Raw genomic sequence first — 13,907 nt, 5'->3', positions numbered from 1 at the left:
AAGCCGTCATGGCCGGGCACAGCCGTCCGAAGGACGGCGTCGCTTCCGCTCGCCTATGCCCGGCCATCCACGCGTTTCCGCACGATGGCCTCAAGACGTGAATGCCCGGGACGAGCCCGGGCATGACGTAACCATCAGACATCGGAGTGAGTTCTGAGAGCCGCGCGCTTCAAGCGTGCTGCTCTTCGAGCACGGGCTCGTCGACGAAGCCCAGCGTGTGCTCGGGATTGAGGTGCAGGCCGGGATCCATCAGCTCGCCGCGCATCAGGGCGAGAGGGGCCTTGCGATAGAGCATCAGATCGTGGAAGGGATCGGTCAGGATCTTGGTCATCCAGACGAGGCCGGTCTCGACGTCGCGGATGAAGAACAGGTGCACGGTGCGGAACAACAGGCCGCCGCCGCCGACCACGAGCCAGATCTTCGCCACCTGCCGCATGAAGTCGGTCGCGCTCTGCCAGGGCGTGAAGATGCCGAACACGGTGGGATCGACGACCAGCACCAGCGGCGACAGCGCCCAGATCGCCATCAGCACCACCTTGCGCTGCAGATTGTAACCGACCTTGATCTCTTCCTTGTACTCGTGCGTCGCCTGGTTGACGTGGTCGTAGGTGTGGGGCTCGAAGAAGAAGTGACCGGCCTGGCGCGAGGTCATCGACACCAGCCAGCCGACCAGCGCGGAGACGACGGGATCTATGAACAGCCAGACATAGGCGAAGAGGAAGCTCAGCGCGCTGACGAAGTGCAGGCTCTGATTGATGCGGCTGTGGTGATAGTAGCGATGGTCGTCCCAGCGCTGAATCCGCAGCTGCTCGAGATAGTTCTTGATCATGCTCTCCCCCAAATGCTTTCGGGTTCAGGATTTACAGAGATTCGATGTAGGCCGTGTGACATCATCATTTTGTCATGTGACGATGGGCAGCGGCGCGATGACGCACGAAAGACGCGCAAGCTCACGCCGCCTTGGCGACGTCGACCTTGCGGAAGCGTACCAGCGAGAAGTGTCCCAGCGGCGGAATCAGGCGGCGCTCGGCGAGCTCCATGCCCTTCGCGCCGGCGAGCCATTTGGCATAGCGCGACCAGGCGAACTCGGCGGTGCGGAAGCCGAGCGGACGCACCACCGGCTGCAGCTTCTGCTCGATGAAGCGGCGCATGCCGGTGTCGGCGCTGACGCGGGTGAGGATGATCAATTCGCCGCCCGGACGCAGCACGCGGGCGAATTCGTCGAGCGCCTTCTCCGGGTTCGGCACGGCGGTGACGACGTATTGCGCCATCACGACGTCGAAGGAATTGTCGGGGAATTCGAGCTTCTCGGCGTCCATAACCGCGAGGCCCTCGACGTTCTTCAGCTTCTGCTCCTTCACGCGGCGGCGCGCCTTGTCCAGCATCGCTTCCGAGATGTCGGTGCCGAAGATGCGCAGGTTCGGCGCGTAGAGCGGCAGCGAGATGCCGGTGCCGACGCCGACCTCGAGCACGCGGCCGCCGATCTTGTTGGTGGCCGCGATCGCGGCCTGCCGGCCCTTGGCGAACACGCCGCCGAACACGAGATCGTAGACCGGCGCCCAGCGGTCATAGGCCTGCTCGACCGTGCCGCGCGTGAGGTCGAGCTGCTGGGTGCCGTCAAGGTTCATGATCTTAGCCATCGATGAGGTTCTCGCTGTGGTTCGAATGGACGGTCAGCCGCGCACCGGCCGCCGCGCCATGCGAGGCGAGGCGCGCAAGGAGCGGCTGGGCTGAAGTGAGGTGAGATTGCCGACGAACTGCCGCGCGCTGTTCTCCCAGGAGCGCGAGAGCGCGAAATTGCGGCAGGTCTGGCGCGACATCGTGAGCGCGCGCAAGGACGCGGTGCGCAGATCGTGGTCGACCGCGCCGATCGGGTGATCGGCAATGACGTCCTTCGGTCCCGTCACCGGAAACGCCGCAACCGGCGTGCCGCAGGCGAGCGCCTCGAGCTGCACCACGCCAAAGGTGTCGGTCAGGCTCGGAAACACGAATACGTCGGCCGCGGCGAGATGGGCGGTGAGATCCGCCCCCTTCTTCTCGCCGAGGAAGACCGCATCCGGATATTTCTTCTCCAGCGCCGCCTTCTGGGGGCCGTCGCCGACGACGACCTTGGTGCCGGGCAGATCGAGCGATAGGAACGCTTCGAGGTTCTTCTCCACCGCCACGCGCCCCATCGTCATGAAGATCGGACGCGGCAGGTCGAGCTCTGCCGGAGCGTCGGGATGAAACAGAGTGGTGTCGACGCCGCGCGTCCAGAAGCCGAGCCGCTTGAAGCCGCGCTCGGAGAGCTCCTGCCGCAGCGAGGGCGTCGCCACCATGGTCATGGCGGCGGCATCGTGGAAGTGGCGCAGCACCGCGTAGCCGACCCCCGTCGGGATGCCGGTCCGCACCGAGACGTATTCCGGAAAGCGCGTCGTGTAGGAGGTGGTGAAGGCGAGGGCGTTGCGGCGGCAATAGGCGCGCGCGGCCCAACCGATCGGGCCTTCGGTGGCGATATGCAGCGCATCCGGCGCGCACCCCTCGATCCGCCGTGCGATCTCCTTTCCGCTCGGCAGCGCGAAGCGTAGGCCCGGATAGGTCGGGAGCGGCCAGGACGGAAAGCCGTCGGGGGTGAGGAAGTCGATCTCGACGTCGAGGGCCTTGGCCGCATTCGCCAGCGAGGTCAGGGTGCGCACCACCCCGTTGACCTGCGGATGCCAGGCGTCGGTCGCGATTAATACCCGCATGGGAAAATCCCGAGAGTTTGATGATTCTCAGGCATCGACCATCAACGAAGGATATTTCAGGCGTGTGACGTCACAGAAGTGTCGGCGTGCCGTTTTGTTCGTTAACGGGCCCGCGGGGCCACGAAACTGTCATGAAACAATTCTTGCCGCCGTGAAACCGTTTTCGGTTTTCCGCGCAAATGTCCCGAAACGTTTTGCCGTTAGGAATTTAGGCAACGGAGCACCGCAACGGTGCCGCGGTGAGCAAAACACCGAGCAAACAGGGGCGATCACATGTTCAAGCTGGACACGTTCAAGACGTTTTCGCGCGCCGTTGCACTCAGTGCCGTCGCGGTTTCCGCAATCGCGTTCGCTGGCGCAGCCAAGGCCGCGCCGGTGCAGATCTTCCCGTTCTTCCAGCCGCTGCCGCCGATGACCGCGCCGCAGCCGCTGCAGCCCTATCAGCCGTATCAGCAGCCCTATCAGTCGCCGACCTACCAGACCGAGCCCGAGGATCAGGACGCGGTCGAGCTGCCGGCCCGCTTCCGCCGCCAGACCGTCTCTTACGCGACGCGCGAAGCGCCGGGCACGATCATCATCGATACGCCCAACACCTATCTCTATTACGTGCTCGGCAATGGCCAAGCGCTGCGCTACGGCATCGGCGTCGGCCGCGACGGCTTCACCTGGTCCGGAATCCAGTCGGTGAGCCGCAAGGCCGAGTGGCCGGCCTGGACGCCGCCGCCGGAGATGATCGCCCGCCAGCCCTATCTGCCGCGCCACATGGCCGGCGGCCCCGGCAATCCGCTCGGCGCACGCGCCATGTATCTCGGCGGCACCATCTACCGCATCCACGGCACCAACGCTCCCGAAACCATCGGCAAGCGCGTCTCCTCGGGCTGCATCCGCATGACCAACGAGGACGTCACCGACCTCTATTCCCGCGTCAACGTCGGCACCAAGGTGATCGTGCTGCCGATGACCGAGCGCCGTGCGGACCTCGGCGCCGCGAACCGCTAAAAGCGACAGGACATCGTGACGCGAACGGCCCCGGAACCCACCGGGGCCGTTTTCGTTTGCCCTCGACATCCTCGTTGCGCCTGCTGCGGCGCGATCCCCGACGGAGGCGCAAATGCGATCACGAAGGCAACCCTCGCCAAGCCCATGGCTGCACGCCCTCGCCGGCACCGGAGCACTGGCGCTGTTCCTGTCCGCGCCGGCCTCGCTCGCGCAGCAACCCACGAACGACGACGCCGGCAAGCAGGCCTTCAACAATTCCTGCCGCACCTGCCATTCCGTGAAGGAGGGCGACAATCGCCTCGGTCCCAATCTCAACAAGATCGTCGGCCGCAAGGCCGGCTCGCTGCCGGAGTACAACTACTCCTCCTCGATGAAGGAAGCCGGCTTCGTCTGGGACCAGGACAAGCTCACCCGCTTCATGGTGAGGCCAGACGAGGTCGTGTCCGGCCACAAGATGCAGCCCTATGGCGGCGTCTCGGCGGAGGAAGCCGCGAAGGTGGTTGCGTATCTGAGGGCGGTGTCGCAGTGACCGGTGATTGCGGCGCATCCTTCGAGACGCCCGCCTGCGGCGGGCCCTCAGGATGAGGACTGAGTGCGGCGCAGCTCTCTAGCCGCTGCGACGATGTCGATTAGCCTCATCCTGAGGAGCGCGCCCTTGCGCGCGTCTCGAAGGACGAGGCGTTCACACCGGCGGCGCGCCTACCCGCTGACCGCACCCCGCCACTCCGCCATCAACCTCAGCCGCGCCGATGCATGAAACGCGCTCATCAAGAGATACATCGGCACCATCCCGCCGAGCAGAGCGCCCTGCCCGGCGCCGCACGGCATCTCCGTGGGCCCACCCTCGGCCAAAGCCGTCAACACGGCCATGATGGCGAAGGTCGGCCAGCGCCAGCCACCTGGCGAGGTGGCGCGCGGCCGCCACAACGTCCGGGTTGGGGCCGGGGACCGCGCTGACCGGAGCGGTCATTTCCGTTCTCCCGCAGCCTCCTCGCGGAAGGCTTTCTCGCCGGCGTCCGAGATCTCCACCCATTTCTTGTCCGGCGCGGCGCCTTCGGTGTAGCTGTCGTGCCAATTCCACCATTTGTAGGTCGGGGTCTGTGGATAGCCCGGAGGCGAGTCCTCCCACACTTCCTGTCGGCCGAGCGGGGTGATGTCGAGATAGTTCCAGGTCCCGCCCATCTGCTCGTCGCCGCGGCTCTTGACGAAATAGGTGCGGAAGATGCGCGTCCCGTCGCGGTAGAACACGTTGGTGCCGTGCCATTCGTCCACGCCGAAATCGGCATCGAAGCTGTCGGTGATGGTGACCCAGGGCATGATCCAGCCCATCCGCTGCTTCAGCCTGACGATGTCGGCTTGCGGCGCACGCGAGGCGAACACCAGCGTGGTATCGCGGGCATTCAAATGCGAGACATGGGCGACCTGGTCGGCCACCATGGAGCAGCCGCGGCAGGCGTGATCGGGCCAGCCGAACACCCCGGGCTCGAAGAAGGCGCGATAGACGATCAGTTGCCGCCGGCCCTGGAACAGGTCGTGCAGACTGAGCTTGCCGCCGGGGCCCTCGAACGCATAGGTTTTGTCGACCGCCATCCACGGCATCCGGCGGCGCTCGGCGGCCAGGGCGTCGCGGGCACGGGTATGCGCCTTTTCCTTGACGAGCAGTTGCAGACGGGCGGCCTCCCAGTCCTGCGGCGACACCACCGGCGGGGTCTGCATGGCGGTCGTTCCGCTGGTTCCTGATTTTTCTGCTGATGTCATCATGACTCTCCAAAGCTCTTGCTTGACGCCCTGCCAGCGATTTCTGGCACCAAGCGGCCGCGGTGCGGGAGTAACAAGTGTGGCGGGATTGACATGGAGTCGTTGATCACCGCCGCGGCGCGCGCGTTAGAGGCCGGCGATCCGCTCGGCGCCCTGAACCGCGTCGCGCTGCGCAACGATGCGCCGTCGCTGGCGCTGCGCGGCATCGCGATGGCGCAGCTCGGCGATCTCGCCAAAGCGAAGTCGCTGCTGCGCACCGCCGCGCGCGCCTTCGGTCCGCGCGAGGCGGTGGCACGCGCAAGATGCCTGGTGGCCGAAGCCGAGATCGCGCTGGTCGCGCGCGATCTGAACTGGCCGGTGAAGACGCTCGCGGCGGCACGTGCGACGCTCGAACAGCACGGCGATCTCGTCAATGCCGCCCATGCGGGCCATATCGAGGCGCGCCGCCTGCTTCTGGTCGGACGTCTCGACGAGGCCGAGCGCGCGCTCGCCGAAGCCCGTCCCATCATGCTCCCGCCCGCGTCCCAGGTCGTCCGCGAGCTCGTGCTCGCCGGCGTCGCCATCAGGCGGCTCAGAACGAAAGACGCGCGCGCCGCGCTCGGCCGCGCGGCTCACGCAGCGCGCCTTGCAGACATTCCGGCGCTCGTGGCCGAGGTCGACAGCGCCAAGCTGATCCTCGACACGCCGGCGGCGCGCCTGATCGCGCGCGGCAGCGAGCATCCGTTGTTGCTGGGCGAGGTCGAGCGTCTCGCGACCTCGACGGCGCTCGTCGTCGACACCTTCCATCACGTCGTGCGCAGGCAAGGTGTCGCGATCTCGCTCGGAACGCGTCCCGTGCTGTTCGCGCTCGCGCGTCTCCTGGCGCAGGCATGGCCTGCGGACGTCTCGCGCGAGACGCTCATCTCGGGCGCCTTTCAAGCCAGGCACGCCGACGAATCGCACCGCGCGCGCCTGCGCGTCGAGATCGGACGGCTCCGCAGCAAGCTCGCGCCGCTGGCCGATATCAGCGCGACGAAGCAGGGCTTCGTGCTGGCGCCGCGGAAGACGCGCGACGTCCTCGTGCTGGCGCGGCCCGTTGAGGAGAAGCACGCCGCCGTCCTCGCCTTTCTCGCCGACGGCGAGCCATGGTCGAGCTCGGCGCTCGCGCTTGCGCTTCGCATCAGCCCACGCACCGTGCAGCGCGCGCTCGAGGAGCTGGCGCGGTCGGGCAAGGTGCAGTCGTTCGGACACGGACGGGCGCAGCGCTGGATGACGCCGCCCGTCCCGGGATTCCCGACAGGCTTGTTACTCCCCACGCCGCTCCTGAAGACCTAGGATGCGCGTCAAGCAGGAGGGATCGAGCACATGAAACGTTCAGCCGCCGAGATCGTCACGGAGTATGGGCCCTTTCCAGGCGTCGAGGCCGTGCATGGCGTCACCTATGACGGCACGCATGTCTGGTTCGCCTCCGGCGACAAGCTGAACGCGCTCGATCCGGCGGGCGGCACGATCGCGCGCTCCATCGACGTCGCCGCGCATGCGGGAACGGCGTTCGACGGACGGCACCTGTTCCAGATCGCGGAGGACCGCATCCAGAAGATCGATGCGGCCTCGGGCAAGGTGCTCGGCACCATTCCGGCCCCCGGCGGCGGCGGCGATTCCGGCCTTGCCTGGGCCGAGGGCTCGCTCTGGGTCGGACAATATCGCGAGCGCAAGATCCATCAGGTCGATCCCGAAACGGGGAAGATCCTCCGCACCATCGAGAGCAAGCGCTTCGTCACCGGCGTGACCTGGGTGGACGGCGAGCTCTGGCACGGCACCTGGGAGAACGAGCAGAGCGATTTGCGTCGGATCGCCCCCGAAACGGGACAAGTGATCGAGCAGATCGACATGCCCCCCGGCACGATCGTGTCGGGCCTGGAGTCCGACGGCGGCGACCGCTTCTTCTGCGGCGGCGGCAATCGCGGCAAGGTGAGAGCGGTCCGGCGCCCGCGGCGCGGCTAGTCTTGCGTCCTGGCGTGAAGGCGCGTTCGCAATCGTTAACCTGTCCGCCCCAATTCCACCCCACCGGTGCGCTCTAGCGCCCTCCTCGCCCGCCCTGTAGAATCCCCGCTTGGGCGGCTTGGGGGATTGATGCGTCTGACGTGGAATCTGAAGACTATCCTGATCGGTGTCGCGGTGCTCGCGGCGTCGTTCTTCATCAGCCTGAAGGCGATGGACTGGCTGGCGCCGCGCGCGACGAATTCGGCGCCGCCGGTCGCACAGCTGCCGCCGCTGCCGCCGGCCTCGAAGAGCTCCATCGTGATCGCGCCGGTCGCCATCGCGCTGTCGGCGATCCGCGAGCAGGCCGAGAAGGCCGCGCCGCGCAATTTCGCCGGGAAGGCCGACAACCCGATCTCGCAGATCCTTGAGAATGCCGATATCGGCTGGTCCGCCGTCCGGGGCCCGATGGCGGCAGCCGGCGACAAGGACGTGCTGACCATCTCGACGCCGCTGACGGGCAAGCTCAACGTGACCGGCTCGCTGTCGTCGAAGGCCACCGGCGCGCTCGGCGATGCGCTCGGCAGCGTGCTCGGCGGCGACGCCGCCAAGCGCATCGGCGCGGTCAACATCAAGAACCTGAACGCGAGCGCGGAGATCAAGGGCAACGTCGTCGTCACCTCGCGCCCGAAGCTCGCCGCCGCCTGGTATCTGGAGCCCAATCTCGGCGCCCAGGTCAATCTCGGCGACACCAACCTCAACGTCGCCGGCGCCAAGGTCAACGTGCCCGCGCAGGTCAAGCCGCTGATCGACAAGACCGTCGGCGAGCAGATCAACGCCGTCTCCGAGCGCATCCGCAACGATCCCAGCCTGCGCGAGAATGCCAAAGCGCAATGGTTCAAGGCCTGCCGCTCCATCCCGCTGCAAGGCTCCGGCGCCTCGGCGGCGCTGCCGCCGCTCTGGCTCGAGATGAAGCCGGTGCGCGCGATCGCGGCGCAGCCGCGCGTCGATGCGCAGGCCGTGACCTTGCTGCTCGGCTTAGAGGCCGAGACACGCGTGACCTCGACGCCGACCAAGCCGGACTGTCCGTTCCCCGACAAGATCTCGATCGTGCCGCCGACCGGCACCGGCGTGAACATCGGCGTGCCGATCGACGTGCCCTTCACCGAGATCAACAAGCTGATCACCGCGCAGATGGTCGGCCGCACCTATCCCGAGGACGGCTCCGGCCCGGTCGACGTCACCGTCAAGAGCGCCAACGTCATCCCCTCGGGTGACCGGCTGCTGATCTCGCTTCTGGTGCGCGCCAAGGAGAAGAAGAGCTGGTTCGGCCTCGGTGCCGAGGCGAATGTGCATATCTGGGGCCGGCCGGTGCTGGACCAGGCGCAGCAGACGCTGCGGCTCACCGACATCCAGCTCGCGGTCGAATCCGAGGCGGCCTTCGGTCTGTTGGGTGCCGCCGCCCGCGCGGTGGTGCCGCAGATGCAGCAGGCGCTGCTGCAGAAGGCAACCCTCGATCTGAAGCCGATCGCCGCCAACGCCCGCGAGAAGATCGCCGCCGCGATCGCCGACTACCAGAAGAGCGAGGACGGCCTCAAGGTCGAGGCCAGGATCGAGAGCCTCACTCTCGCCGACATCGCCTTCGATTCCAAGACCCTGCGCGTGGTCGCCGAAGCCGGCGGCTCGCTGAACGTATTCGTGACGAAGCTGTCGGGGATGTAGCGCGCCTCTACGCATCGCAGGGCCATCGCATGTGGTGTGCACGATGCTTCGGCATCAGCGCTGGGCTCCCTCCCCAGCTTGCGGGGGAGGGTTGGGGAGAGGGTTTCTCCGCGTTGGGGTTGTCGAGAATTTGCCGAGTATGTCCCTGCGCGGTGAGAGCCCTCACCCGCCGCGCTCTGCGAGCGCGTCGGCCGCTCTCGCAAGCGGGAGAGGCCGAGCAAGCCCCAGACGGTGCCCGTGAAACCGTATGCGATAGGCTGCCACTCGCCGGAGCCGCACAATTCCTCGTCGCTTGCGCCGCTGGCATTCTCGCTGCAGGATGCTAATCTCGCACGGCATTGTAAGGGGACACCGCGAGGACAACATGGAAGCCGGCATGGTCACACCTGCGCCGGCGCTGGTGCGATTTTCCGGCATTCAGAAGACCTATGATGGCGAGCATCTCGTGGTGAAGAACCTCGATCTCGACATCAGGAAGGGCGAGTTCATCACCCTGCTCGGCCCGTCGGGATCGGGCAAGACGACCACGCTGATGATGCTGGCCGGCTTCGAGGTGCCGACCCATGGCGAGATCTACCTCAGTGACCGGCCGATCAAGAACGTGCCGCCGCACAGGCGCGACATCGGCATGGTGTTCCAGAACTACGCGCTGTTTCCGCACCTGACGATCGCGGAAAACATCGCCTTCCCGCTCTCGGTTCGCAAGTCGGGCAAGGCGGAAACGCAAGAGCGCGTCGGCGCGGCGCTGCGCATGATCAAGATGGAAACGTTTGCCCACCGGCGGCCCGGGCAATTGTCCGGCGGTCAGCAACAGCGGGTGGCGCTGGCCCGCGCGCTGGTGTTCAATCCGCAGCTCGTGCTGATGGACGAGCCCCTGGGCGCGCTGGACAAGCGCCTGCGCGAGCAGATGCAGCTTGAGATCAAGCAGCTGCACGAGACGATGGGAATCACGATCGTCTATGTCACCCACGACCAGAGCGAAGCGCTCACGATGTCGGACCGCATCGCCGTATTCAACGACGGCATCGTGCAGCAGATCGACCGGCCCGACGCGCTGTATGAGCATCCCGTGAACAGCTTCGTCGCCCATTTCATCGGCGAGAACAATGTGCTCGCCGGCACCGTGGAAACCGTCGAAAGGGATTATTGCCGCGTCGCGCTGGCCGGTGGCGGCACCGTCGCCGCGCGGGTGGTCAACGTGTCGGGCGCGGGCGCATCGACCTCCCTGTCGGTGCGGCCGGAGCGTGTCGCGATCATCCCGAATGGCAGTTCAGGTGAGGGACCGAACCGGCTGCCGGCGAGGGTCCAGAACACCATCTATCTCGGCGACCACGCGCTGGCGGTGCTGGATGTGGCCGGCAACCCCGAGTTCATGGTCAAGCTTCAGCCGGGAGCGCATGACGGCCTGAAACATGGCGAAACCGTATTCGTCACCTTCCGCCCCGAGGACTGCCTCGCCCTCGATCCGGTCTGATCGAACGGCAGCGAAACCAATCAATGTCAACGCAACTCACATGAAGAAGGAACGAAGACCATGCTGAAGCGCAAGATTGCTCTGGGTTTCGCGGCGGCACTGGGCGCCAGTGCTGCTCTGGCCAACGTCGCGGAGGCGCGCGACCTCACCATCGTCTCGTGGGGTGGTGCGTATCAGGAGGCCCAGAAGAAGGTCTATTTCGAGCCGTTCAAGAAGGCGTCCGGCGTTGCGATGAACGACGAATCCTGGGACGGCGGCGTCGGCGTGCTGCGCGCCAAGGTGCAGGGCGGCGCCGCCACCTGGGACGTCGTCCAGGTCGAGAGCGACGAGCTCGCGGTCGGCTGCGAGGAAGGCCTGTTCGAGAAGCTGGACTATTCCAAGATCGGCGGCGAGGCCGCCTATATCCCGCCGGCGGTCAATCCTTGCGGCGTCGGCGCCATCCTCTACGATTTCGTCCTCGGCTACGACAAGGACAAGCTGAAGGAGGCCCCGAACGGCTGGGCCGACTTCTTCGACACCAAGAAGATTCCGGGCAAGCGCGCGCTCCGTCAGGGTCCGAAGACCACGCTGGAGATCGCGCTGATGGCCGACGGCGTCGCGCCGAAGGACGTCTACAAGGTGCTGGCGACCGACGAAGGCATCGAGCGCGCCTTCAAGAAGCTCGACACCATCAAGGGCGACCTCGTCTGGTGGAAGGCCGGCGCGCAGCCGCCGCAATTGCTCGCCTCCGGCGAGGTGGCGATGACCTCGGTCTACAATGGCCGCATCGACACCGCGAACAAGAACGACAAGAAGAACTTCGGCATGGTGTGGGACGGCGCGCTGTTCACCATCGACAGCTGGGTCATCCTGAAGGGCAGCCCGAACAAGGACGCGGCCTACAAGTACCTGGATTTCGTCGGCAAGGCGGAGAACCAGTTCAAGCTGTCGGAGAACATTGCCTACGGCACCTCGAACAAGGACGCCGCCGGCAAGCTCGCGCCCGCCGTCCTGAAGGACCTGCCGACGGCGCCCGACAACATCAAGAACGCGGTCGAGATCAACGTCGCCTTCTGGCTCGAGAACATCGACCGCCTGACCGAGCGCTTCAACAAATGGGCCGCGAAATAGCGGCCGATGACGAACGCGCTCCTGACCGGCGCTGATGCCGCGACCGAGGTGCCGCTCAAACGCCGATTGAGGCGTGCTGAGCGGACACGCCAGGTCAAGGCGTTGGCGCTGGTCCTGCCGCTTCTGCTGTTTCTGCTCTTCACCTTTGCGGGTCCTATCGCCGGCATGCTGTGGCGTTCGGTCGAGGATTGGGAGGTGCGTCAGGTCCTGCCGCAAACGACAATTGCTCTCGCCAGCTGGGACGGCAAGGACCTGCCGGACGAAAAGGCCTATGCGGCGCTGGCAAGCGACATCCTGGCGGCGCGCGCCGCCGGCACCATTGCGATCGCGGCCAAGCGGCTCAATTACGCGCTCAACGGCTTCCGCACGATCCTGACCAGCACGGGGCGCAATCTGAAGGCGGTGCCGGAGCCTGGTACGGCGAAGGAGACGCTGGGCAAGATCAACCCCGCCTGGCGCGAACGCGCCACCTGGACCACGATCAAGGACGCGAGCGGCCCGATCACCGGTTTCTACCTGCTCGCCGCGCTCGACCTGACGCGAAACGCGGACGGCGCCATCGTCGCTGCAGCACCGGATCAGGCCATCTACCGCGACATTTTCATCCGCACCTTCCTCATCAGCCTCGGTGTCACGGTCCTCTGCCTGATCCTCGGTTTCCCGGTCGCTTACCTCCTAGCGACGCTGCCGCCGGGCCGGTCGAACCTCTTGATGATCTTCGTGCTGCTGCCGTTCTGGACGTCGCTCCTGGTTCGCACCTGCGCCTGGATCGTCCTGTTGCAGAGCAAGGGCGTCGTGAACGATAGTCTGCTCTGGCTCGGCATCATCGATGCGCCCTTACGCCTGATCTACAACCGCTTCGGCGTCTGCATCGCGATGACCCACGTCCTGCTGCCGTTCATGATCCTGCCGCTGTACAGCAGCATGAAGGCGATCTCGCCCGCCTACATGCGTGCCGCCGCCTCGCTCGGTGCGCCACCCCTCACCGCCTTCCTGCGGATCTATCTGCCGCAGACCCTGCCCGGCATCGGCGCGGGAAGCCTGCTCGTCTTCATCCTGGCGCTCGGCTACTACATCACGCCGGCCCTGGTCGGCGGCGCCGCCGACCAGATGATCAGCTACTTCATCGCGCTCTACACGACCGAGACGGCCAATTGGGGCCTTGCGTCGGCGCTGGGTGCGGTGCTGCTGCTGGCCACCGTTCTGCTCGCTCTCGTCTACGGCAAGCTGGTGCAGGGCCAGCAGGTCACGGGAGGGATGAAGAATTGAGGGACAATTCCTCACTGCGGACGCCCAGCCAGCGCATCGCGTGGGCCGCGACCGTCGTCGTCTCCACGCTGGTGTTCATCTTCCTGATCGCGCCGATCCTGGCGATCATGCCGCTGTCCTTCAGTTCAAGCTCGTACCTCACCTATCCGCTGCCGGGCTTTTCCTTGCGCTGGTACGACGATTTCATCAATTCGCCGCGCTGGATGAACTCGCTCAAGAACAGCATGATCATCGGCGTCGCCTCGACGCTGCTGTCCATGGTGCTCGGCACGACGGCCGCGCTGGGGCTGGCGCAGTGGAAGAGCCGGTTCAAGCCGCTCGTGCTGGCCTTCGTGCTGTCGCCGGTGGTCGTGCCCGGGGTCATCACCGCGGTCGGCCTGTACTTCTTCTTCGCGCCGATTGGCCTGACCGGCAGCTATCTCGGCCTGATCCTGGCTCACACCGCGCTGGCGACACCCTTCGTGGTGATCACGGTCGGTGCGACGCTGCAGAGCTTCGACACCAACCTGGCACGCGCGGCCGCCTCGCTCGGCGCCTCGCCGCTCGAAGCGTTCCATCGCGTGATCCTGCCGCTGATCCTGCCGGGTCTGGCATCAGGCGCGCTGTTCGCGTTCGCCACCAGCTTCGACGAGGTAGTGATCGTGCTGTTCATGGCGGGTCCCGAGCAGCGCACCCTGCCGCGCGAGATGTTCAGCGGCATTCGCGAGAACATCAGCCCGACCATCACGGCAGCGGCGGTGATCTTGACGACGGTCTCGGTCGTGCTGCTCGCCACCCTGGAGGCCCTCCGCCGGCGCAATGAACGGCTCAAGGGCGGCGGGGATTGAGGACGCGGGAGGTCGAAGGCACGACAGCGCGCCCGGTGAAAACCAGGCGCGCTTCGTTCAGGC

13 protein-coding genes are annotated in these 13,907 nt (G+C 66.2%); 9 read left to right on the top strand and 4 right to left on the bottom strand.

Features of this window, described 5'->3' with window-relative positions:
- Positions 1 to 169: 169 nt before the first annotated feature.
- The 3 genes from AC24YW_RS30410 to AC24YW_RS30400 form a co-directional block, all read right to left on the bottom strand.
- The gene (locus AC24YW_RS30410; RefSeq protein WP_487486161.1) at positions 170 to 829 is read right to left on the bottom strand and encodes a hypothetical protein; all 660 of its coding nucleotides are present in this window, start codon (positions 827 to 829) and stop codon (positions 170 to 172) included.
- Between the two features lie 121 nt (positions 830 to 950).
- Positions 951 to 1,640, bottom strand: a complete 690-nt coding sequence (locus AC24YW_RS30405; RefSeq protein ID WP_025034506.1) for a class I SAM-dependent methyltransferase — start codon at positions 1,638 to 1,640, stop codon at positions 951 to 953.
- Positions 1,641 to 1,673: 33 nt separating this feature from the next.
- Positions 1,674 to 2,726, bottom strand: a complete 1,053-nt coding sequence (locus AC24YW_RS30400; RefSeq protein ID WP_487486160.1) for a glycosyltransferase family 4 protein — start codon at positions 2,724 to 2,726, stop codon at positions 1,674 to 1,676.
- A gap of 273 nt (positions 2,727 to 2,999) precedes the next feature.
- On the opposite strand from AC24YW_RS30400, the gene AC24YW_RS30395 reads away from it, so the two are divergent.
- Both AC24YW_RS30395 and AC24YW_RS30390 read left to right on the top strand, forming a co-directional pair.
- Positions 3,000 to 3,725, top strand: coding sequence for a L,D-transpeptidase (locus AC24YW_RS30395; protein WP_487486159.1), 726 nt, complete (start codon positions 3,000 to 3,002; stop codon positions 3,723 to 3,725).
- 112 nt (positions 3,726 to 3,837) lie between these two features.
- Positions 3,838 to 4,254 carry a c-type cytochrome gene (locus tag AC24YW_RS30390; RefSeq protein ID WP_487486158.1) on the top strand — a complete coding sequence of 139 codons (417 nt, stop codon included), beginning with the start codon at positions 3,838 to 3,840 and terminating at the stop codon, positions 4,252 to 4,254.
- A 437-nt stretch (positions 4,255 to 4,691) separates the two neighbouring features.
- Here the strand turns inward: AC24YW_RS30390 and AC24YW_RS30385 are convergent, their stop codons facing one another.
- Complete coding sequence (locus tag AC24YW_RS30385) at positions 4,692 to 5,486, bottom strand: DUF899 domain-containing protein (RefSeq protein WP_487486157.1); 795 nt, start codon at positions 5,484 to 5,486, stop codon at positions 4,692 to 4,694.
- A 90-nt stretch (positions 5,487 to 5,576) separates the two neighbouring features.
- On the opposite strand from AC24YW_RS30385, the gene AC24YW_RS30380 reads away from it, so the two are divergent.
- The 7 genes from AC24YW_RS30380 (at position 5,577) to AC24YW_RS30350 (ending at position 13,844) form a co-directional block, all read left to right on the top strand.
- Positions 5,577 to 6,797, top strand: coding sequence for a helix-turn-helix domain-containing protein (locus tag AC24YW_RS30380; protein ID WP_487486156.1), 1,221 nt, complete (start codon positions 5,577 to 5,579; stop codon positions 6,795 to 6,797).
- 30 nt (positions 6,798 to 6,827) lie between these two features.
- Positions 6,828 to 7,466 carry a Vgb family protein gene (locus AC24YW_RS30375; protein ID WP_487486155.1) on the top strand — a complete coding sequence of 213 codons (639 nt, stop codon included), beginning with the start codon at positions 6,828 to 6,830 and terminating at the stop codon, positions 7,464 to 7,466.
- Between the two features lie 129 nt (positions 7,467 to 7,595).
- On the top strand, positions 7,596 to 9,164 hold the full coding sequence (locus tag AC24YW_RS30370; protein ID WP_487486154.1) for a DUF4403 family protein: 1,569 nt from the start codon (positions 7,596 to 7,598) through the stop codon (positions 9,162 to 9,164).
- Between the two features lie 364 nt (positions 9,165 to 9,528).
- Complete coding sequence (locus tag AC24YW_RS30365; protein ID WP_487486153.1) at positions 9,529 to 10,638, top strand: ABC transporter ATP-binding protein; 1,110 nt, start codon at positions 9,529 to 9,531, stop codon at positions 10,636 to 10,638.
- 60 nt (positions 10,639 to 10,698) lie between these two features.
- Entirely contained in the window at positions 10,699 to 11,748 is a 1,050-nt protein-coding gene (locus AC24YW_RS30360) for an ABC transporter substrate-binding protein (RefSeq protein WP_487486152.1), read from the top strand.
- A gap of 6 nt (positions 11,749 to 11,754) precedes the next feature.
- Positions 11,755 to 13,017: an ABC transporter permease gene (locus AC24YW_RS30355; protein ID WP_487486151.1), complete on the top strand. Its 1,263-nt coding sequence runs from the start codon at positions 11,755 to 11,757 to the stop codon at positions 13,015 to 13,017.
- The gene (locus tag AC24YW_RS30350; protein ID WP_487486150.1) at positions 13,014 to 13,844 is read left to right on the top strand and encodes an ABC transporter permease; all 831 of its coding nucleotides are present in this window, start codon (positions 13,014 to 13,016) and stop codon (positions 13,842 to 13,844) included. Before AC24YW_RS30355 ends, AC24YW_RS30350 begins: the two co-directional genes overlap by 4 nt.
- Positions 13,845 to 13,907: the final 63 nt, after the last annotated feature.

Source organism: Bradyrhizobium sp. USDA3516 (genome assembly GCF_057651995.1).
This window is presented reverse-complemented; position numbering and strand designations above follow the sequence as displayed.

Bases quoted from the DNA above. Each gene is read 5' to 3' on its own strand.
- AC24YW_RS30410 (WP_487486161.1), bottom strand. From the start codon at position 829: ATGATCAAGAACTATCTCGAGCAGCTGCGGATTCAGCGCTGGGACGAC.
- AC24YW_RS30405 (WP_025034506.1), bottom strand. From the start codon at position 1,640: ATGGCTAAGATCATGAACCTTGACGGCACCCAGCAGCTCGACCTCACG.
- AC24YW_RS30400 (WP_487486160.1), bottom strand. From the start codon at position 2,726: ATGCGGGTATTAATCGCGACCGACGCCTGGCATCCGCAGGTCAACGGG.
- AC24YW_RS30395 (WP_487486159.1), top strand. From the start codon at position 3,000: ATGTTCAAGCTGGACACGTTCAAGACGTTTTCGCGCGCCGTTGCACTC.
- AC24YW_RS30390 (WP_487486158.1), top strand. From the start codon at position 3,838: ATGCGATCACGAAGGCAACCCTCGCCAAGCCCATGGCTGCACGCCCTC.
- AC24YW_RS30385 (WP_487486157.1), bottom strand. From the start codon at position 5,486: ATGATGACATCAGCAGAAAAATCAGGAACCAGCGGAACGACCGCCATG.
- AC24YW_RS30380 (WP_487486156.1), top strand. From the start codon at position 5,577: ATGGAGTCGTTGATCACCGCCGCGGCGCGCGCGTTAGAGGCCGGCGAT.
- AC24YW_RS30375 (WP_487486155.1), top strand. From the start codon at position 6,828: ATGAAACGTTCAGCCGCCGAGATCGTCACGGAGTATGGGCCCTTTCCA.
- AC24YW_RS30370 (WP_487486154.1), top strand. From the start codon at position 7,596: ATGCGTCTGACGTGGAATCTGAAGACTATCCTGATCGGTGTCGCGGTG.
- AC24YW_RS30365 (WP_487486153.1), top strand. From the start codon at position 9,529: ATGGAAGCCGGCATGGTCACACCTGCGCCGGCGCTGGTGCGATTTTCC.
- AC24YW_RS30360 (WP_487486152.1), top strand. From the start codon at position 10,699: ATGCTGAAGCGCAAGATTGCTCTGGGTTTCGCGGCGGCACTGGGCGCC.
- AC24YW_RS30355 (WP_487486151.1), top strand. From the start codon at position 11,755: ATGACGAACGCGCTCCTGACCGGCGCTGATGCCGCGACCGAGGTGCCG.